Here is a 17,896-nt window from a genome sequence, read left to right as displayed (position 1 = left end):
GCCTTTTTATTTTTTGTGCCCACCCTCCACACTGGGCCGCATTGCCCGTTATAATAACAAGTGTTTGCGCCCCCCCCCCCCCCGCGGCCCCCCCCCCGGGGCGCGCCGCCGCCGCGCGGGCGCGGGGCGCCCCCCCCCCCCCGGGCCTGGGGGTGTCGCTACTTCCCGGCGAGGCCTGGAAGCGTGACCTGATAGACCAGGAACATCGTGTCGACATCGGCGCCATCTTCGGCCTTGTAGGCCGCGCCGACCTGGAAGCCGTCCTGGGTGAGAAAGTCATTGTCGTTGGCGACGAACAGGAAATAGTCGTCGGGCCGTGTTGGATCGAGGACGCTCACCACCGACATCGCCTCCCACTTCTCCGAAAGGTTGTTGCGGTCATTGGGCGCGCCATTGTGCAGCCCGAAGTGGCCGAGCTCGGTCTTGTCGTTGATGTCGATGAACGGCGTCAGCTTGGCCGGCGTCACCGAGGGATCGAGCTCACCTTTGGGCGCAACCGGCTTGTCCTTGTCGAACTCGGTGCCGGCGATGTCGGTTGCCGCCGACACATCGACGACGCTGATCTCGCGATAGAGCGAGGTGTCGCCCTTCACCCCCTGGCCGTTGCCGCTGTCGCGCGCCAGCATCAGGAAGGTCTTGTCCGACAGAGCCACGATTTCGCTCTGCGCGGCAATCTTGGTCTTGCCCTTGGCATCGGTGAACACCGGCAGCGGCACAACATATTCATGCGCAAGCTTGAGTTGGGCCGGATCCGAGGCATCGTAGACCAGCGCGCGCGTGTTCTGGCGCGTCGAAGCGGAATCGCCGCCATCCTGTCTGGGGGCCGATTGCAGCACAGCGATCAGGAACTTCCCGTCCGGCGTCAGTGCCATGCCTTCGAGGCCCTGGTTGTTCTGACGGCCGGTTTCGGGATCCGTCGGATCTGGGTCTGCCGCGCCCGGTCCCGGATTGTTGGACGCGAAGTTCGGCGTTCCATGACGCATCGGGACAAGCGCCGCCGGCGACTGCGTTGCCGACATCAGACGCCCATCGGCGGAGAAGTGGTAGATGTTCGGACCATATTCGTCCGAGATGAACATGGTGCCGTCGGGCAGCCGCACGATCGCCTCGTTATCGAGCGCGAGCTTGCCGTTGGCTTCGGGCAGGATCGGCATGTCGTCGGTCGCGGCGCGCACGCCGTTGAGCGGATCGAGGCCGGTTGCGTCGGCGCCCTTGTCGTCGGTCAAAAGCATGGTGTCGGCAAGGGTTGCCTTGAGGCCCGACTGTTCCTGGCCGGCGGCTGGTGCCGCACCCGGTGCGATCTGGGCGAATTCGATGGCAATCGTGTTGATGCGCGGACGGTAATCGGTGGTGCCGACGACATTGTAGCCACGATCCGGCAGCAGCCACAGCGAGCCCTTATAGCCATCGGCGCCATGCGTCCAGCCGGCAGCGTCGATCGCCATGCCCGAGCCGGAGCCAAACGTCTCGCCGAACTTGTCCCTTTGGCTGGCCGGGATGCGACCGACACCGACCAGGCCCTTGTTGACGAAGCTGACGCCGCCGACGGTCGCTGCGTTTTCAGCCAAGGCCGGAGTCAAGGCGGTGAACATCGCCAGCGCGACCGCGAGGGACGCGTTTCGGTGCAGGTTTTTCATGGAAATCCTCTTTGTGACAAAACAGCCGAAGCGGGCGTCGCATCGACATGCCGCCAGCGCTTTCCGAAAAAGGTCTAGGACGCGAACATGATACTTGCGTGACAGAGGGCGCTTGTTCCTTCGTCCCTTGTGGGAGCAGGTGGATCGGCGCGCAGCGCCGAGACGGAAGAGGGGTGCTGGACGGAGTGCCTCGGTGCCGAGCTGGAGCACCCTCATCCGACCGAGCTGAGCCTGTCCTCTGGCTTGCCGAAGGCAAGACCCGTGGGCTCGGCCACCTTCTCCCCAAGGGGAGAAGGGAAGTGCCGCGATTCAATCGCTGTCGCGCGCGATCAGTTCCAGCGGCCAGACTTCACGGATGATGCGTGCGCCTTCGGCGCCGGCGTAAGCCGGAATCGATGCCAGCAGCATTTCGGCCAACCGCTCGCCCATCGGCTCCAGCGCCGGTCGGAAGCCGGTCAGCGCCGGCGAAAAATAGCGGCAAAGCGGCGTGTCGACGATGACGATCACCGCGACGTCGTGGCCGGGCCTGATGCCCGCCTCGGCCAAAGCCTTGCAGCCGCCAAGCGCCATCGCGTCGTTGTTGAAGATGATGGCCGTCGGCGGGTCCTTGGAGCGCATGACCTTCGGCGTCACGGCGTAGCCGCCGGCCTCGTTGATGAAGCCGTCGGCGATCAGTTCGGGGTCGAACTCGATGCCGTGCCGCCGCAACGCCTTGCGATAGCCGGCGAGGAACAGATAGCCGAAATTGAGGTCGAGCGACGGGCGGATGGCGGCGATGCGGCGGTGACCGCGCGCGACGAGACGATCGACCGCGTCAGCCCCGGCTTTTTCGAAATCGAGGTCGAGCGAGGGATAGGAATCGCCGCCGGTGCGGCTGCGGCCGAGCGTTGCGAACGGGAAACCGGCCTGGGTCAGATAGTCGATGCGCTCGTCCTCGCGCCGCGTCCAGGCCAGCACCACCGCATCGGCCCGCCGCGTCTCGACGACACGGCGCAGGCGCTCCTGCTGATAGTCGCCCGGCGCGCCCATCACTACGATCAGGTCGAGGCCGCTTTCGGCGAGCTTGGCCTGCAACCCGGTCAGGAACGGAATGAAGAACGGCTCGCCATATTCCTGGTCGCCCGGATGCGGCTGCAGCATGAAGGCGATCGAATGGGTAGCGCCGCGCCGCAGGCTGCGGCCGGACTGGTTCGGTGAATAGTTCAGCTTCTTGGCCGCATCGAGCACGCGCTGACGCGTGTCGGCATTGACGTCGGCGCGGCCGTTGAGCGCGCGCGACACCGTGCCGATGGAAATATTCAGGTGACGTGCAAGGTCGTGAATACTGGACGCCAAAGGACAGTTCTCCCCCCTTGCTTGGCTAGCACCGGCCGCTCTTCAGGCCAAGCCGGCATCACGTTTTTCGCTATCGGCCAATTGACATTCTACGCCATCGGGTGTGTTCTCGTAAACGTTTACGGAAGAACGTTTGCGGCCCTGCCGTGAACGCCGTGACGATCGGTCTGGAGGGGCCGAGAGGGAGGAGTGCTGGATGATCAATGTCGTCCTGGTCGGCTGCGGCGCGATGAGCAAAGCCTGGCTCGATGCGGCCAAGCAGATCGACGGGCTCGCCATTGTCGGCCTGGTCGATATCGACGCCGAAAGGGCGCGGGCAAGGGCGCGCGAATACGAGCTTTCCGGCGCCGTCATCGGAACCGAGCTCGACGCCGTGCTCGACCAGACCAGGCCCGACGCGGTATTCGACGTCGTGGTTCCCGCCGCCCGCCGCGAGGTCGCGCTTTCCGCCTTTGCCCACCATTGCCATCTCTTGACCGAAAAGCCGCTGGCCGACAGCCCGGACAATGCGCGTGCCATTGTCGAGGCGGCCCGCAGCGCCGGCCGCATCCATGCCGTCGTGCAGAACCGCCGCTATGTCGCCAATGTCAGGCGCATCCGGCGCTTTCTCGATTCCGGCGCCATTGGTGCGCCAACCAGCATCCACGCCGATTTCTTCGTTGCGCCGCATTTCGGCGGTTTTCGCGAAGAGATGCGCCATGTGCTGCTGCTCGATATGGCGATCCACACATTCGATGCGGCCCGCTACATGGTGGCCGGCGAACCGGCCGGCGTCTATTGCCACGAGTGGGAGCCGGCCAACTCCTGGTATCGGCAAGGGTCGTCGGCAACCGCAAGCTTCGACCTCGGCAGCGGCAAGCTGTTCACCTATGCCGGCAGCTGGTGCGCGGCCGGCTTCCGTACCAGCTGGGACAGCACATGGCGGATCGTCGCCGAGCGCGGCAGCATTGTCTGGGACGGCGCGGACGGACTGAAGGCGGAAGTCGTGCGGCCGGTCCGTGAAGGCCTGTTCGACCGCACCGAACCGATAGCCGTGCCGCCGCTCGACCCGGCAGATCGCGTCGGCGGCCATCTCGGCATCATCCAGGATTTCGTCCGCGCCGTCGAGACCGGCACCGAGCCGGAGACGCGCGGCGCCGACAACATCAAGAGCCTGGCCATGGTTTTCGCTGCGATCGAGAGCGCCGAAACCGGGCGCCGGGTCGCCATCGCTGCACAGGAAGGATCATGATGCCAAACCCGCTGCTCGACATCAGGATCGGCACAATGGTGCGGGCCAATCTGGACGACCTGGCCGCCTATGTCAGGCAGATTCTGCCGCTCGGCTTCGAGAGCATCCAGCCGTTTTTCTGGCAGACGCTGGGCGGCAAGGACATTCCGCGGCTGTCAGGCGAGATCCGCGAGGCGATCGGCGATGCCGATGTCGTCGTCTCGTCGATCGGCGTGTTCGGCAATCCGCTGGAGAGCGGCGAAGTCGATCGCGGCGTCCTCCAGGCCTGGGAAACGATCATCGACAACGCGCATCTGTTCGGCACCAACTTGGTCAGCGGCTTCACCGGCCGCATCCGCGGCAAGCCGCTGCCCGACAGCCTGCCGCGTTTCCGCGAGGTCTGGGGGAAGCTGGCAAAGCGGGCCGCCGACAAGGGCGTGCGCATCGCCTTCGAGAACTGCGCCATGGACGGCAACTGGGCCAGCGGCGACTGGAACATCGCCCACAATCCGGACGCCTGGGAGCTGATGTTCAACGAATTGCCGGACGACAATCTCGGCCTGGAGTGGGAGCCCTGCCACCAACTGGTCTATCTGATCGACCCGATCCCGCAGATCCGCAAATGGGCGCCGCGTATCTTCCACGTCCACGGCAAGGACGCGACGGTGCGCTGGGACGTGATCCGCGAACATGGCGTGTTCGGTCGCCTGCCGTTCGTGCAGATGCGCACCCCTGGCTTCGGCGATAGCGACTGGACGCGGGTGATCAGCGAGCTGCGGCTGGCCGGCTACAAGGGCGCCATCGACATCGAGGGCTGGCACGACCCGGTCTACCGCGGCGATCTCGAGATCACCGGCCAGGCGCAGGCACTGGATTATCTCCAACAATGCCGGGGAGGCGCGAGCTACCTGCCGAACCCGGTGTGAGGCTAATGCATGTCGCGCAAAAGTGCCCAGCGGTTTTGCGATAACGACATGCATAAAAACAGGACAAGCCGGCGGGAGGTGCCGGCCAGCGAAAGATTGCGGCGCAATGCCGAAGCGATCGTCAAAACCCCTCGGCTAGCGAGGGAACAAAGGGAGGATAAGTGCATGAGCATTACGATGAGAAGGACAGTTCTGCGCTCGACCGTCGCGGCGGCCGCGATGGCGCTCGCCGCCGCGCTCTCGACCCTGCCGGCGCAGGCGCTCGATGCCCAGTGGTGTAAGGATGTCCATATCCGTTTCTTCGTCGGCGGCGCCGAGGGCGATGCCTTCGGCACCATCGTCTATAATGGCGCCAAGCAGGCGGCGGCCGATCTCGGGCCGAAGGTCGACTACATCTTTTCCCAGTGGGATGTCGAGAAGATGGTGCAGCAATTGCGCGAGGCTGTCGCGGTCAAGCCCCAAGGCATCGCCATGATGGGCCACCCCGGCGACGCCGCGATCATGCCGCTGGCCGAACAGGCGCACAAGGACGGCATCAAGATGATGTACCAGAACGTGCCGGTGCCGACGGTCACGGCGGCGTTCGGCGGCGGCTATGTCGGTGCCCAGCAGGAGCAGCAGGGCCGCGCGCTTGGCGCCGAGGCGGTCAAGCTGGCCGGGCTCAAGGCCGGCGACAAGGCAATCATGATCGGCCCGTTCGAGAACGAGAGCCGCGGCGCGCGAGAACGCGGCACTGTCGCTGCCCTCAAGGAAGCGGGCGTCGAGGTCATACAGCTCTCCTCGCCACCGAGCGGCGAATGGGCTTCCGACCCAAATCTGGCCCTTCCGGTGATCACCGCGGCACTGCTCAACAATCCCGACGTCAAGGCGGTTGGCTATCCCGGCGGACAGATGCTGGGCAACGTCCCGACTTACATGCAGGCGGCGGGCAGGAAGCCGAGCGATATCTTCAACTTCGGCTTCGACACCAGCCCGCAGATCGTCGAGGGCTTCAAGGGCGGCTGGGTGCAGCTGACGGCCGACCAGCAGCCGTTCCTGCAAGGCTATCTGCCGATCCTCAGCCTCTGCCAGCAGGTTGTGCTGGGTCTCGCACCGATGAATGTCGACACCGGCGCCGGCTTCGTCACGCCGCAGAATTACGAGATCGTCGCCGAGCTCGCCAAGCAGGCGCTGCGCTGACCTCCCAAGCCGCCGGCCGGGATCAAGCCCGGCCGGCGGGCCCGCCGGCGAAAAGGCCGGCACGCGACAATCAAGCGAGGATCGCCATGGCCGAACGCATCATCGAACTGCGCGACATCAGCAAGTCCTACGGCCAGGTCTATGCGCTGGGCGGGGTCAATCTCAGCGTCGATCGCGGCGAGGTGGTCGGCCTGATCGGCGACAACGGCGCCGGCAAGTCGACGCTGATCAAGATCCTGTCCGGCGTGGTCAAACCGACCAGCGGCGAGATTCTCGTCCGCGGCAAACCGGTGACCGGATGGAGCCCTGCGCGCTCGCGCGACGCCGGCATCGAGACGGTGTTCCAGGACCGGGCGCTCGCCGTGCAGCAGACAATCGTGCGCAACATCTTCATGGGCCGCGAACTCACCGGCTGGCTTGGCTGGCTGAAGGTCAACAAGGAGATCGCGGAGGCGAGCCGGCTGATGCGCGAGATCGGCTTCACCTCGAAAGTGTTCACGCCACAGTCGATCGTCGGCCAGCTCTCGGGCGGCGAACGCCAGGGCGTGGCGATCGCGCGGGCCATCTATAAGAAGGCGGAGCTGATAGTCCTCGACGAACCGACGACCGCGCTATCGCTGACCGAGACCGCCAAGGTCTTCCACTTCGTGCGCCAGGTGCGGGCGAGCGGGCGCTCGATCCTGTTCATCGGCCACAATATCCACCACGTCTTCGATATCGCCGATCGCTTCGTGGTGCTGGATCGCGGCAAGGTCGCGCTCACCGCCGACCGCAGCGAGGTCAAATCGGCCGACGACCTGATCAATTTCATGGAAGACGTCGCCCACCCCAGCGGATTGCCGGGGTTGCACGACGCGGGCGATGCGGGGAGGGCGGCACGATGAGCAAGACCATGGAACCCGATCTGCAGAGCCCCCTCGGCGGCACGCATGGCGAAACCGCCGGGAAAGAGTGGAGACACCCGTCCGACAACTGGCTGCGCGGGTTCATCCTCGACAACCGCGCCTCGCTCGGCACGCTTGCCGTGTTCATCGTCATGATGGCGGTGTTCATGATCGCCAACCCGATCGTGTTCACCACCTGGTATCTCTACAGTTCCGTGCTGACCACGCTGCCGGTGGCGCTGTTCGTAGTTGTGCCGCTGGTCTTCGTCGTCACCTGTGGTGAGATCGACCTGTCGTTTCCGGCGACAATGGGCTTTGCCTCCTGGGTGTTTGCGCTGGTCGTGCAGGCCGGCTACGACCCGTTCCTCGGCATCGCCGCCGCAATGGTCACCGGCATGCTGCTCGGCTTCCTGGTCGGCTCCCTGGTCGTCTATGGCGGGTTGTCGTCGCTGATCGCCACGCTCGGCATGAATTTCCTGCTGCGCGGCCTGATCCAGATCATCAACGAGGGCAGGTCGACGGCACTGACCGGCCTTGCCGACAGCTGGGCCTACAAGATCTTCTCCAGCCAGCTTTATGGCATTCCGGTGCAGATCTTCTGGGCCGTCGGCTTCGTCGTGCTGTCGGCGCTGCTCTACAACCGCCACCGCTTCGGCGCGCAGGTCAAGGTGGTCGGCGACAATCCAGACAGCGCCCAGCAGATGGGTATCGACGTCAAGCGCGTGCGCGTAAAAGTGTTCGTCTTCGTCGGCATCGGCGCTGCGATCGCCGGCACGTTTTCGGTGATGATCAACTTCACCTGGTGGCCGACGGCGGGGGACGGATACCTGCTGCCGGTGCTGGCATCGGTGTTCGTCGGCGGCACGCCGACCTGGGGTGGCATCGGCACGGTCGTCGGCGGCGCGATCGGCGCGGTCACGGTCTCTTTCATCCAGACCGGCGTCGTCGCGGCTGGACTGAGCGGCTTCTACGTCCAGTTCTTCAACGGGCTGATCATCATCCTGTCGCTGCTCGGCCATAAGTGGAACCAGGCGCGGTATCGGTGACCGGCGGCCTCACACTCCCGTGACAAATCCGTCCAGTACGCGTTTCTGGCCGGCTTTGTCGAAGTCGATGGTCAGCTTGTTGCCTTCGATGGCCGAGATGTTGCCGTTGCCGAATTTCTGGTGGAAGACGCGGTCGCCGACGCTGAAGGGGGACGGCGTGTCGGCGACGGATTTGGCGACCAGCTCGCCGTCGATGGTGCGGCCCTTGACCGAGGTGCGGCCGGCGCCGTAGCCGGAGTCGGTTTCGCCATAGCCGATGCGCTCGACTTGATGGCCGGAGCGCGTGCCCCAATTGCGGTCGGTGGCTTCGGTGCGGTTGGCTTGAGCGCGCTGCCAGCCCGGCGTCGCATAGGTGCTGGAGAAAGCGCCGGATTTTTCGGCGCCGTTATTGCCGCCGATGTTGTCGAAGCGCGATGCCCCATAAGGGTTCTGCCTGCCTGCACCTTGGCCGCCACGACCGGAGGCGAACGAGCCGCCACCATAGGCATTGCCGTAGCCGCCATAGGAGTTGCCGCTCTCGGAAACTTCGACATGGGCTTCCGGCAGCTCGTCAAGGAAGCGCGACGGGATGGTCGATTGCCAGAGGCCGTGGATGCGGCGGTTGGAGACGAACCAGATGTGCAGGTTCTTCTTGGCGCGGGTCAGGCCGACATAGGCGAGGCGGCGTTCCTCCTCCAGCCCTGAGCGGCCGCCCTCGTCGAGGGAACGTTGGTGCGGGAACAGGCCTTCTTCCCAGCCGGGCAGGAAGACGGTTTCGAATTCGAGGCCCTTGGCCGAATGCAGCGTCATGATGTTGACGGCGTCGAGCTCGGCGTTCTGCTCGGCGTCCATCACCAGCGCGACATGTTCGAGGAAAGAGCGCAGCGATTCATACTCCTCCATGGAGCGGATCAGTTCTTTTAAGTTCTCGAGCCGACCGGGCGCTTCAACCGAGCGGTCGTTCTTCCACATGTCGGTGTAGCCGCTCTCCTCCAGTATGGTCTCGGCGAGCTCGGTGTGCGGCGTGGTTTCCAGCGCCTTCTGCCAGCGCTCGAAATTGGCCGACACCTCGCGCAGTGCCGCGCGCGGCTTCGGCTTCAGCTCGTCGCTCTCGGCAAGTTTTGCCGCCGCCTCCAGCATCGGGATGCGCAGCGCGCGTGCGGTATCATGGATCTGGCGGATGGTGGCCTCGCCCAAGCCGCGCTTCGGCACGTTGACGATGCGCTCGAAAGCGAGGTCGTCGGCGCCTTGCGCGACGACCCGGAAGAAGGCCAGCGCATCGCGGATCTCGAGCCGCTCATAAAAGCGCGGGCCGCCGATGACGCGATAGTTGAGGCCGAGCGTGACGAAGCGGTCCTCGAATTCGCGCATCTGGAAGGAGGCGCGGACGAGAATCGCCATATCGTTCAAATTGTGCTTCTGGCGCTGGTAGGCCTCGATCGTCTCGCCGACGGCGCGGGCCTCCTCCTCGGAATCCCACGCGGCGTGGACATGCACCTTCTCGTCGTCCTCGGCGATCTTTTCGGTGAACAGCGTCTTGCCGAAACGGCCCTCATTGTGGGCGATGAGGTGGGAGGCGGTGCCCAGGATGTGCGCGGTCGAGCGGTAGTTGCGCTCCAGCCTGATGATGGTGGCGCCGGGAAAATCCTTGTCGAAGCGCAGGATGTTGTCGACCTCGGCGCCGCGCCAGCCATAGATCGACTGGTCGTCGTCGCCGACGCAGCAGATATTTACGGTGGACAGGCGCGGGCTTCCCTCCCCCTTGAGGGGAGGGTGGCCGGGCGAAGCCCGGTCGGGTGGGGTCCGTGCGGCAGTACTCGACCTACCGGCGGCAGTGCTCGACGCCCTAGCGGTGCCTTCTGCGGCAACCCCCTCCGCCCGCTTCGCGGGCACCTCCCCCTCAAGGGGGGAGGATTGCGGCCGCTGCGCCAGCAGCCGCAGCCACATGTATTGCGCGGTGTTGGTGTCCTGATACTCGTCAACGAGGATGTAGCGGAAGCGCTTGTGGTATTCCTTCAGCACGTCCGGATTGGCGCGGAAGATGCGGATCGGGTGGCACAATAGATCGCCGAAGTCGCAAGCGTTCAGCGTTTGCAGCCGCTCCTGATAGGCTTTGTAGAGCTCGCGGCCCTTGCCGTTGGCGAAGGCACGGGCATCGCCCTCGGGGATGTCGGCGGGACCGAGGCCCTTGTTCTTCCAGCCGTCGATCATCTGAGCGAACTGCTTGGCCGGCCAGCGCTTGTCGTCCAGCCCTTCGGCCTGGATCAGCTGCTTGATCAGGCGCACCACGTCGTCGGTGTCGAGAATGGTGAAGTCGGATTTGAGCCCGGCCAGCTCGGCGTGTCGGCGCAGCAGCTTCACTCCGATCGAGTGGAAAGTGCCGAGCCATGGCATGCCCTCGACATTGCCTTCGCCGATCAACAGGCCGATGCGCTGCTTCATCTCGCGCGCCGCCTTGTTGGTGAAGGTGACGGCGAGGATCTGCGAAGGGAAGGCTTTGCCGGTGGCAAGGATGTGGGCGATGCGGGTGGTGAGCACCCGCGTCTTGCCGGTGCCCGCGCCGGCAAGCACCAGCACCGGGCCTTCGGTGGTTTCCACCGCCAGCCGCTGCTCGGGGTTGAGGCCGTTGAGATAATCGGGCGCGTTGTTCTGGTTGCTGCGGGCAGCCATGGCGCGCGCGGCAATGCCCGACGGGGCCACGGGCCGCGCGTTCGGTTCGTCAAAAAAGGGCATGTCTTCCGAAAAGCCGGACATCTCTCCCCGAATGTAGTGATTCGGCAGCGAAAGGCCAGAAGCGTCTCCGTTTTGTTCTCTGTCCAGTCGGTAGACTCACAAATCTGAATGGGTCTGCTAACCAAAACGCCGGGCATGCGATGGGCCGGCGCCGCAAAACGCCGAGCTTGCTTGACAGGGGAGGCGGGCCGGAGAAAGTTGTGCTCGGGGCAGGAGCGCAATGCCGGGTTGCCCATGGACGCGTCGCGGAGCGCACCAGTCGAAGGAGCACCGTCTTGGCTGTGGTCATCACCTCCCTGATCCTTTTCCTCATCGGCCTGGCGCTTGGCGGCGGCGGTATCTGGCTCGTGACGCTGGGCGGCAGCTGGTATTACGTCATCGCCGGTCTAGCTTTCCTTGTCGCGGCCTGGCTGCTCTACAGGCGCAGATCCACCGCGCTGTGGCTCTACGCGGCGATCGTGCTCGGCACGCTCGCCTGGGCGGTCTGGGAGATCGGCTTCGACTGGTGGGAGCTCGGCCCGCGCGGCGGCATCATCGTGCTTGTCGCGCTATGGCTGTTGACGCCATGGGCGCGGCGCGGGCTTACCGGTCCCGACGGACGCGCGCCGCTTATCCTCGCCGTGCTGGCATCGCTCGGCGTCGCCGGCTATTCGATGACGACCGATCCGAAGGATATTGCCGGCCAACTCAACACCGACAAGGTGACGCCGACGGCCGATCTCGGCGGCAATGTGCCGCCCGGCGAATGGCACTATTACGGCCGTACGCCCTATGGCCAGCGCTATTCGCCGCTCGACCAGATCACCCCGGAAAACGTCGCCAATCTGCAGCCGGCCTGGACCTATCAAACCGGCGACGTGAAAGGGCCCGACGACATCGGCGAGACGACCTATCAGGTGACGCCGCTGAAGATTGCCGACACGCTCTACATCTGCACGCCGCATAATTTCGCCATCGCCATCGATGCCGCAAGCGGCAAGGAGAAATGGCGCTTCGATCCACAGATCAAGCTCAACAAGGACCGCCAGCACCAGACCTGCCGCGGCGTGTCCTATTATGCCGACGCCAAGATCGCCGCCGGCCAGCCCTGCGCCACACGCATCTACCTGCCGACGTCCGACGCTCGGCTGATCGCCCTCGATGCGGCGAATGGCCAGGTCTGCCCCACATTTGCCGAGGGTGGCACGCTGAACCTGCTAGCCAACATGCCATATCCGAAGCCGGGCTATTATTATTCGACCTCGGCGCCGCTGATCGTCGCCAACAAGATCATCGTCGGTGGCGCGGTCAACGACAATTATTCGACGCAGGAGCCGTCCGGTGTCATCCGTGCCTACGATGCCGACACAGGCGCGCTGTTGTGGAACTGGGATTCCGGCAATCCGGACCAGACGACGCCGCTGCCGCCGGGCCAGACCTACACCAACAACTCGCCCAACATGTGGTCGACGGCAAGCGCCGACGAAAAGCTCGGCCTGCTTTATGTGCCGCTCGGCAACAAGACGCCGGACCAGCTCGGCGCCGGGCGCAGCGCCAATGACGAGAAATTCTCCTCGTCGATCACCGCGCTCGATCTCAACAGCGGACAGTTGCGCTGGGTACGGCAGACCGTGCATCACGACCTCTGGGACATGGACGTGCCGGCGCAGCCGACGCTGGTCGATATCACCACGGAAAATGGCGTGGTGCCGGCGCTGGTCGGGCCGACCAAGCAGGGCGACCTCTATGTGCTCGACCGGCGCAGCGGCGAGCCGATCGTTCCGGTCAAGGAAGTGCCAGCACCCGGCGGCGCGATCGAGGGCGACCATACCTCGCCGACGCAGCCGTTCTCGGACCTGAGCTTCAGTCCGAAACCGCTGACCGGCGCCGACATGTGGGGCATTACCATGTTCGACCAGCTGGCCTGCCGGATCGAGCTTCGCAAGTTGCGCTATGAGGGCCGCTATACCCCGCCATCGCTGCAGGGCTCGCTGATCTACCCCGGAAATTTCGGCACCTTCAACTGGGGCGGTGTGGCAGTCGATCCGGTCCGGCAGGTGATGTTCGGCATGCCGACATACCTGGCGTTCATCTCCAAACTGGTGCCGCGCGCCGACGTGCCGCCGCCCGGTGACACCAAGGGCAGCGAACAAGGCCTGAACCGCAATGAGGGTGCGCCTTACGCAGTGATATTGAAGCCGTTCCTGTCGCCGCTCGGCATTCCCTGCCAGGCGCCGCCCTGGGGCTATGTGGCGGGTGCCGACCTTCGGACCGGCAAGATCGTCTACAAGCATCGCAACGGCACCGTCTACGACATGACGCCGCTGCCGCTGCCGTTCAAGGTCGGCGTGCCCGGCATTGGCGGGCCGATGATCACTGCCGGCGGCGTCGCCTTCCTTGGTGCGGCGGTCGACGACTATGTGCGCGCCTATGACCTGACGACCGGCAAACAGCTCTGGCAGGCGCGGCTGCCTGCCGGCGGGCAGTCGACACCCATGACCTACACGGTAGCCGACGGACGCCAGTTCGTCGTCATCGTTGCCGGCGGCCACGGCTCGGTCGGCACCAAGCCGGGCGATTATGTGATGGCCTATACGCTGCCGAAATAGAGAAGTTCCTTCAGAGCCCGAGATGCCCTTTCAGGTCGGGTACCGATGCAAGGACCTCATTGGTCAGCTGCGGGCCGGCTGCTGCCTCGGCCTGCTGGACCAGCATCGTGCCGGCCTGGCTGATCTGTGCGAGCGTAAGGCCTGATGCCTTGAGTATGGCGACGCCGTTGATCAGCGCGCCGGTCTTTTCGCCGAGAGCGCCGCCGAGCGCGCCCTCCAGCGAGGACAGGAGGCCACCACCGGAAGCCGCGCCGGGAGCCATGACATCATATTGCTTGGCCAGGGCGTCGGCTCCCGGGATTTTGGCAAAGAAGCTGGACAGGGTCGTGCCCTCCGCCTCGTGTTCAAGCACCGAGAAAATCGTGCCGGCGATCTTTTCCGTCAAAGCCTGGTTGAGACCGGATTTCTGGGAGACGGTGTTGATGATGTCCTGAACGTCCATGATCTTTCCTCAGGCCTTGGTGTTTGCGGGCGGGTGCCGGTTGACGCGGATCTTGATCAACGATCGTTTGAAGGCGGGGAAGGCAGTGAACCGCAGCGCCAGCAAAGCCATGGCGGCGAGGGCGAACCCACTTGCCAGAAGCGGGGAGAGAAAGGTCATGGGCGTATTCCTTCGTCGTCAATCACGCATTCTTTTCCCGCCAAATGGCCATTCTCGTTCGCCAGATGGCCCGAATGAGGCATAGCCCGGTAACTTCTTTTTACATCGTGGTGCATGCATTTAGCATTGCCACAAAGGACCAAAATTTAACGACAGTGCGGCGCCGGGCATCACGGTCGTCGTGCAGGGCTTTTGGCAGCCTCACTCAGCCGTGACTGGACCAGGCAAGCTTCGGCTCTATGTTGCCGCGGGGGCCCACGAGGAGCGCGCCATGACAACACCTGCCGGACCCACTGCCGCCAAGCCTGTCATTACCCAGGCGATGATCGATGCCTATGACGAATATACGCATCTGACGCTCGACCGGCGGCGCTTCATGGAGCAATTGACCAGGCTTGCCGGATCGGGTGCGGCAGCTGCCGCAATCGCGCCGCTGCTGGCGGCGAACTCGGCCCAGGCGGCAATCGTGGCGGAAGACGATCCGCGTGTGAAAGGCGAGGACATCAGCTATCCCGGCAGCGGCGGCGAGATGAAGGGCTATCTGGTCAGGCCGGCGGACCAGACCGGCAAGCTTGGTACCGTCATCGTCGTGCATGAGAACAGGGGTCTCAACCCGCATATTCGCGACGTGGCGCGGCGCGTTGCGCTAGAAGGGTTCGTGGCGCTTGCGCCGGACTTCATGACACCGCTCGGCGGCACGCCGGACGACGAAAACAGGGCACGTGACCTGTTTTCCCAGCTCGATCCAGCACAGGTCGCCGCCAATGCCGTGGCAACGGTCGCCTACCTCAAAGGCTACAAGGACGGCAACGGCAAGGTCGGCGCCATCGGCTTCTGCTGGGGCGGCGGCACGGTGAACATGCTGGCCGTCAACGCGCCGGACCTCGCCGCCGCCGTCGCCTATTACGGCATGCAGCCAAAGGCCGAGGACGTGCCGAAGATCAAGGCCGCGCTCATGCTGCATTATGCCGGCCTCGACACCCGCACCAATGCCGGCATCGATGCCTTCAAGAAGGCACTCGACGCGGCTCATGTCGAATACTCGGTCTATGTCTATGAAGGCGCCAACCATGCCTTCAACAACGATACGTCGGCGGCCCGCTACGACAAGAAGGCGGCTGACCTCGCCTGGGGCCGGACGATCGCTTTCCTCAAGGAGAAGCTGGCCTGATCAGGTGGGCGCCAGCGCCGGTTTGTGAAGGGCGACGCCGGCCACCACCAGCGCGATGCCGATGCAGTCGGTGAGGCTCGGCACCTGCCGCAGCACAATGACGCCGATCAACGTCGCGGTGACCGGCAGCAAAGACAGCATCAGCGCGAAGCTGGAGCGCGGCAGCCGCGACATGGCAAGCTGGTCGCATATATAGGGGATGACCGACGAGCAGATGCCGACGCCGACCGCCGCAAGCAGCAGCGGCGGCGCCGAGAAAGCCGGCAGAGCATCGGCGAAACCGATCGGCAGAACGACGAGAAGGGCGACCGCCATGGCGGCACCCAGCCCGGCGATGCCATCGCCGGCGCCGCCGCGCGCGACGCGGTGGCCGAGCACGATGTAGCCAACGAACAGCGTGCCGTTGAGGAAGGCCCAGAACAGGCCGACGGGATCGCTCGACCATTTGACGTCTATCAGCAACAGGGTGCCGGCGACAGCGATCGCGAGGGCGGCGAGATTGCGCGGGCTTCTGAGGCCAACAAGCGCAACGCCGATGGTGCCGACGAATTCGATCGCCGCCACCAGCGAGATCGGCAGCCGGTCGAGCGCCAGGTAAAACGAGCAATTCATCACCCCAAGGCAGAGGCCGAAGGCCACAAGCAACAACCGCGTCGAGCGATCGGCGCGGGCGAAGACCGCCCATGGCCGGGTCAACGGGGCAAAGACGAGTGCCGCGGTGGCGATGCGCAGCCAAGCCATGCCGAGCACGCCGACATGCGGGAACAGCAGCACCGCGAAGGCCGGTCCGAGATAGTGGAACACGGCGCTGACGCCGAACCAGAGATGCGGCGGGACCGCATTTGCCAAGGTAAAGGCGAGGCCGGCGAGTGCCGGACTTGCTGCGGGGGCTTGCGTCCGATCTTGCATGGGATCAGTATCGCAGGCGATTTTTGCCATTGATATGGATGATGGCCGATCATTGCGGCTATTTGCTTTCCGAAAGCAAGGAGTTGTCCGCTGAAACGCCTTCGAAATGAAAATACCGATCTGGACCCGGCGGATCTGAAAATCCTGCGCCTGCTGGAAAAGGACGCGCGCACCAGCACCGCCGAACTGGCGCGATCGGTCGGCCTGTCGGCGCCGAGCGTGGCCGAGCGTATCAAGCGGCTGCAGGAAAGCGGTGTGATCGACGCCTACACGGTGCGTATCAATCCGGCCGCGCTCGGCATGAACCTGTCGGCATGGCTGCGCATCAGGCCGGTGCCGGGGCAACTCGCCGTCGTGGCCGAAATCATCCGCGACCTGCCGGAAATCGCCCAATGCGACCGGGTCACCGGTGAGGACTGCTTCATCGCGCTGGCGCATGTCGCCTCGGTGGCCGAGCTCGAGCGAGTGATCGACCGGATCATTCCCCATGCGATGACCAACACGGCGATCATCCAGTCGTCGCCGGTGGTGCCGCGCTCGCCGCTGGGGGCGGTGAAGCGCCAGCCTTGATGCTTGGGGTCGTTCGTCAGCACGTCGTCCGCTTAACTCGAAACGTCGCGCCGCCCCTTCATCGCCCTGCCGGGCACTTCGCGGACGCTGTCATCAATGGTTTCGTCAATTGCCAGCGTTTGCTGAAAGAGCGCCGAGGCTGCGGCCAGCCCCTTCTCCCCGTCACTATACGCGGAGAAGATGGCGGCAGCCGGATAAGGGGCAGCGCAAACGTTCCAGAAATGCAAACCGGACGGCCGGTCTGTTTCTTCCCGCACCGTTCAGGCGTGGCCGCGTTTGATCCGCGCCTGCTTCAGGATGGCGCGCCAGCGGATCATGGCGAAGGGAATCGGCTCGTTGTTGTTGGCGATGTGGAAGATCTCGTTGTTGAGGTTCTTCAGCGAGCGCCAGAAATCATAGTCGGTGATGCGTGGATCAGCCGCCAGCCTGTCCGCCTCGACCTTGATGTCGGTTTTCATGCACGTTCCCCGAACCGCTGCTGCTCCGCCGCCCGTATCGCAATTCGATGCGGATGGTTTTCCAACGCCGCGCTGAGTCGTTCAACGTCTCAATTCGGCTTGTTCACGTTAAAACCTCGGTAAGGTTAACGGCGGTTGGCCCGTGGTTCAAGCGCTCTCTTGGTTCAAGCCGGCTTACGACGAATACCGATCGAGCGGCCGGCGCGCTCCGGCATCGGCAGGGCGGCATGGGCGGCGCGCATCGCTTCCACCCTGGCCAGGACGTCAGCGGGGAAGGGCGCGACCCTCGGGCCAGCCATGTCGACATGCAGCGACAGCGTTTCGGAGGTGGCGGCGAGCCAGCCGTCGAGATGGCGGATTTCCTGGTAGGCCCTCAGCCGCTTCTCGTCATGGTCCAGCAACTGGAACGAGACTGTGACCTTGTGGTCGAGATGCAATTCCTGGACGTAGCAGACATGGACTTCCGCGGTGTAGATGGTCAGCCGCCGTTCCCTTACATAGTCCGGCCCCATCCCCATCATCTCGAAGGCTTCGTCGGAGCACCGGTCGAACAGCACGTTGTAATAGGCCATGTTGAGATGGCCGTTGTAGTCGATCCAAGCCTCCTCGATGTCCATGGCGCGAGAGACGAAAGGGGCGGGGATGGGCATCGGAAACTTCCTTCTCGTCA

General features: G+C 64.5%; 16 protein-coding genes. 8 read left to right on the top strand and 8 right to left on the bottom strand.

Translation table 11 applies throughout. The features are described from left to right. Positions 1-158 precede the first annotated feature (158 nt). Entirely contained in the window at positions 159-1,637 is a 1,479-nt protein-coding gene (locus tag NKI63_RS25995; protein ID WP_352505620.1) for an esterase-like activity of phytase family protein, read from the bottom strand. Between the two features lie 309 nt (positions 1,638-1,946). Then, positions 1,947-2,972, bottom strand: a complete 1,026-nt coding sequence (locus NKI63_RS25990) for a LacI family DNA-binding transcriptional regulator (protein ID WP_352687598.1) — start codon at positions 2,970-2,972, stop codon at positions 1,947-1,949. 196 nt (positions 2,973-3,168) lie between these two features. Here NKI63_RS25990 and NKI63_RS25985 point away from each other — a divergent pair, with 196 nt between their 5' ends. From NKI63_RS25985 to NKI63_RS25965, 5 genes are all read left to right on the top strand, one after another. Continuing rightward, a complete protein-coding gene (locus NKI63_RS25985) occupies positions 3,169-4,203 on the top strand; it encodes a Gfo/Idh/MocA family protein (protein ID WP_352687600.1) in 1,035 nt (344 codons plus the stop codon). After that, positions 4,203-5,108 carry a sugar phosphate isomerase/epimerase family protein gene (locus tag NKI63_RS25980; protein ID WP_502896055.1) on the top strand — a complete coding sequence of 302 codons (906 nt, stop codon included), beginning with the start codon at positions 4,203-4,205 and terminating at the stop codon, positions 5,106-5,108. The genes NKI63_RS25985 and NKI63_RS25980 overlap by 1 nt, the downstream gene beginning before the upstream one ends. A gap of 165 nt (positions 5,109-5,273) precedes the next feature. After that, positions 5,274-6,287, top strand: coding sequence for a substrate-binding domain-containing protein (locus NKI63_RS25975; RefSeq protein WP_352687603.1), 1,014 nt, complete (start codon positions 5,274-5,276; stop codon positions 6,285-6,287). Between the two features lie 86 nt (positions 6,288-6,373). Beyond that, positions 6,374-7,171, top strand: coding sequence for an ATP-binding cassette domain-containing protein (locus tag NKI63_RS25970; protein WP_352687605.1), 798 nt, complete (start codon positions 6,374-6,376; stop codon positions 7,169-7,171). Continuing rightward, positions 7,168-8,217, top strand: a complete 1,050-nt coding sequence (locus NKI63_RS25965; RefSeq protein WP_352687607.1) for an ABC transporter permease — start codon at positions 7,168-7,170, stop codon at positions 8,215-8,217. The genes NKI63_RS25970 and NKI63_RS25965 overlap by 4 nt, the downstream gene beginning before the upstream one ends. A 9-nt stretch (positions 8,218-8,226) precedes the next feature. Here the strand turns inward: NKI63_RS25965 and NKI63_RS25960 are convergent, their stop codons facing one another. Further along, complete coding sequence (locus NKI63_RS25960; protein WP_352687609.1) at positions 8,227-10,950, bottom strand: ATP-dependent helicase; 2,724 nt, start codon at positions 10,948-10,950, stop codon at positions 8,227-8,229. Positions 10,951-11,204: 254 nt separating this feature from the next. Between NKI63_RS25960 and NKI63_RS25955 the strand changes: the two genes are divergently transcribed. Further along, positions 11,205-13,517, top strand: a complete 2,313-nt coding sequence (locus NKI63_RS25955; protein WP_352752499.1) for a glucose/quinate/shikimate family membrane-bound PQQ-dependent dehydrogenase — start codon at positions 11,205-11,207, stop codon at positions 13,515-13,517. Between the two features lie 10 nt (positions 13,518-13,527). On the opposite strand, the gene NKI63_RS25950 is transcribed toward NKI63_RS25955, so the two are convergent. Then, positions 13,528-13,959: a hypothetical protein gene (locus NKI63_RS25950; protein WP_254818955.1), complete on the bottom strand. Its 432-nt coding sequence runs from the start codon at positions 13,957-13,959 to the stop codon at positions 13,528-13,530. A gap of 9 nt (positions 13,960-13,968) precedes the next feature. Further along, the gene (locus NKI63_RS25945) at positions 13,969-14,118 is read right to left on the bottom strand and encodes a hypothetical protein (protein ID WP_352687615.1); all 150 of its coding nucleotides are present in this window, start codon (positions 14,116-14,118) and stop codon (positions 13,969-13,971) included. 271 nt (positions 14,119-14,389) lie between these two features. On the opposite strand from NKI63_RS25945, the gene NKI63_RS25940 reads away from it, so the two are divergent. After that, positions 14,390-15,289: a dienelactone hydrolase family protein gene (locus NKI63_RS25940; protein ID WP_352752501.1), complete on the top strand. Its 900-nt coding sequence runs from the start codon at positions 14,390-14,392 to the stop codon at positions 15,287-15,289. Here the strand turns inward: NKI63_RS25940 and NKI63_RS25935 are convergent, their stop codons facing one another. After that, positions 15,290-16,198 carry an EamA family transporter gene (locus NKI63_RS25935; RefSeq protein WP_352752503.1) on the bottom strand — a complete coding sequence of 303 codons (909 nt, stop codon included), beginning with the start codon at positions 16,196-16,198 and terminating at the stop codon, positions 15,290-15,292. A gap of 90 nt (positions 16,199-16,288) precedes the next feature. Here NKI63_RS25935 and NKI63_RS25930 point away from each other — a divergent pair, with 90 nt between their 5' ends. Next, on the top strand, positions 16,289-16,768 hold the full coding sequence (locus NKI63_RS25930; RefSeq protein ID WP_352752526.1) for an Lrp/AsnC family transcriptional regulator: 480 nt from the start codon (positions 16,289-16,291) through the stop codon (positions 16,766-16,768). 260 nt (positions 16,769-17,028) lie between these two features. Here the strand turns inward: NKI63_RS25930 and NKI63_RS25925 are convergent, their stop codons facing one another. Both NKI63_RS25925 and NKI63_RS25920 read right to left on the bottom strand, forming a co-directional pair. Then, the gene (locus NKI63_RS25925; protein WP_352466944.1) at positions 17,029-17,226 is read right to left on the bottom strand and encodes a hypothetical protein; all 198 of its coding nucleotides are present in this window, start codon (positions 17,224-17,226) and stop codon (positions 17,029-17,031) included. 164 nt (positions 17,227-17,390) lie between these two features. Beyond that, positions 17,391-17,876 (bottom strand): thioesterase family protein, encoded by a 486-nt coding sequence (locus NKI63_RS25920; RefSeq protein WP_352644658.1) that lies wholly within the window; start codon positions 17,874-17,876, stop codon positions 17,391-17,393. Positions 17,877-17,896: the final 20 nt, after the last annotated feature.

The sequence above is a fragment of the Mesorhizobium sp. M0410 genome (assembly GCF_040321435.1).
In the GTDB taxonomy this organism is placed as follows: Bacteria; Pseudomonadota; Alphaproteobacteria; order Rhizobiales; family Rhizobiaceae; genus Mesorhizobium.
The sequence above is the reverse complement of the archived record's forward strand: the minus strand, read 5'-3'. Positions and strand labels throughout refer to the sequence as shown.

Coding starts and splice junctions, on each gene's coding strand:
- NKI63_RS25925 (WP_352466944.1), bottom strand. CDS start 17,226: ATGAAAACCGACATCAAGGTCGAGGCGGACAGGCTGGCGGCTGATCCA.
- NKI63_RS25985 (WP_352687600.1), top strand. CDS start 3,169: ATGATCAATGTCGTCCTGGTCGGCTGCGGCGCGATGAGCAAAGCCTGG.
- NKI63_RS25980 (WP_502896055.1), top strand. CDS start 4,203: ATGCCAAACCCGCTGCTCGACATCAGGATCGGCACAATGGTGCGGGCC.
- NKI63_RS25940 (WP_352752501.1), top strand. CDS start 14,390: ATGACAACACCTGCCGGACCCACTGCCGCCAAGCCTGTCATTACCCAG.
- NKI63_RS25920 (WP_352644658.1), bottom strand. CDS start 17,876: ATGCCCATCCCCGCCCCTTTCGTCTCTCGCGCCATGGACATCGAGGAG.
- NKI63_RS25995 (WP_352505620.1), bottom strand. CDS start 1,637: ATGAAAAACCTGCACCGAAACGCGTCCCTCGCGGTCGCGCTGGCGATG.
- NKI63_RS25975 (WP_352687603.1), top strand. CDS start 5,274: ATGAGCATTACGATGAGAAGGACAGTTCTGCGCTCGACCGTCGCGGCG.
- NKI63_RS25960 (WP_352687609.1), bottom strand. CDS start 10,950: ATGTCCGGCTTTTCGGAAGACATGCCCTTTTTTGACGAACCGAACGCG.
- NKI63_RS25950 (WP_254818955.1), bottom strand. CDS start 13,959: ATGGACGTTCAGGACATCATCAACACCGTCTCCCAGAAATCCGGTCTC.
- NKI63_RS25965 (WP_352687607.1), top strand. CDS start 7,168: ATGAGCAAGACCATGGAACCCGATCTGCAGAGCCCCCTCGGCGGCACG.
- NKI63_RS25970 (WP_352687605.1), top strand. CDS start 6,374: ATGGCCGAACGCATCATCGAACTGCGCGACATCAGCAAGTCCTACGGC.
- NKI63_RS25935 (WP_352752503.1), bottom strand. CDS start 16,198: ATGCAAGATCGGACGCAAGCCCCCGCAGCAAGTCCGGCACTCGCCGGC.
- NKI63_RS25945 (WP_352687615.1), bottom strand. CDS start 14,118: ATGACCTTTCTCTCCCCGCTTCTGGCAAGTGGGTTCGCCCTCGCCGCC.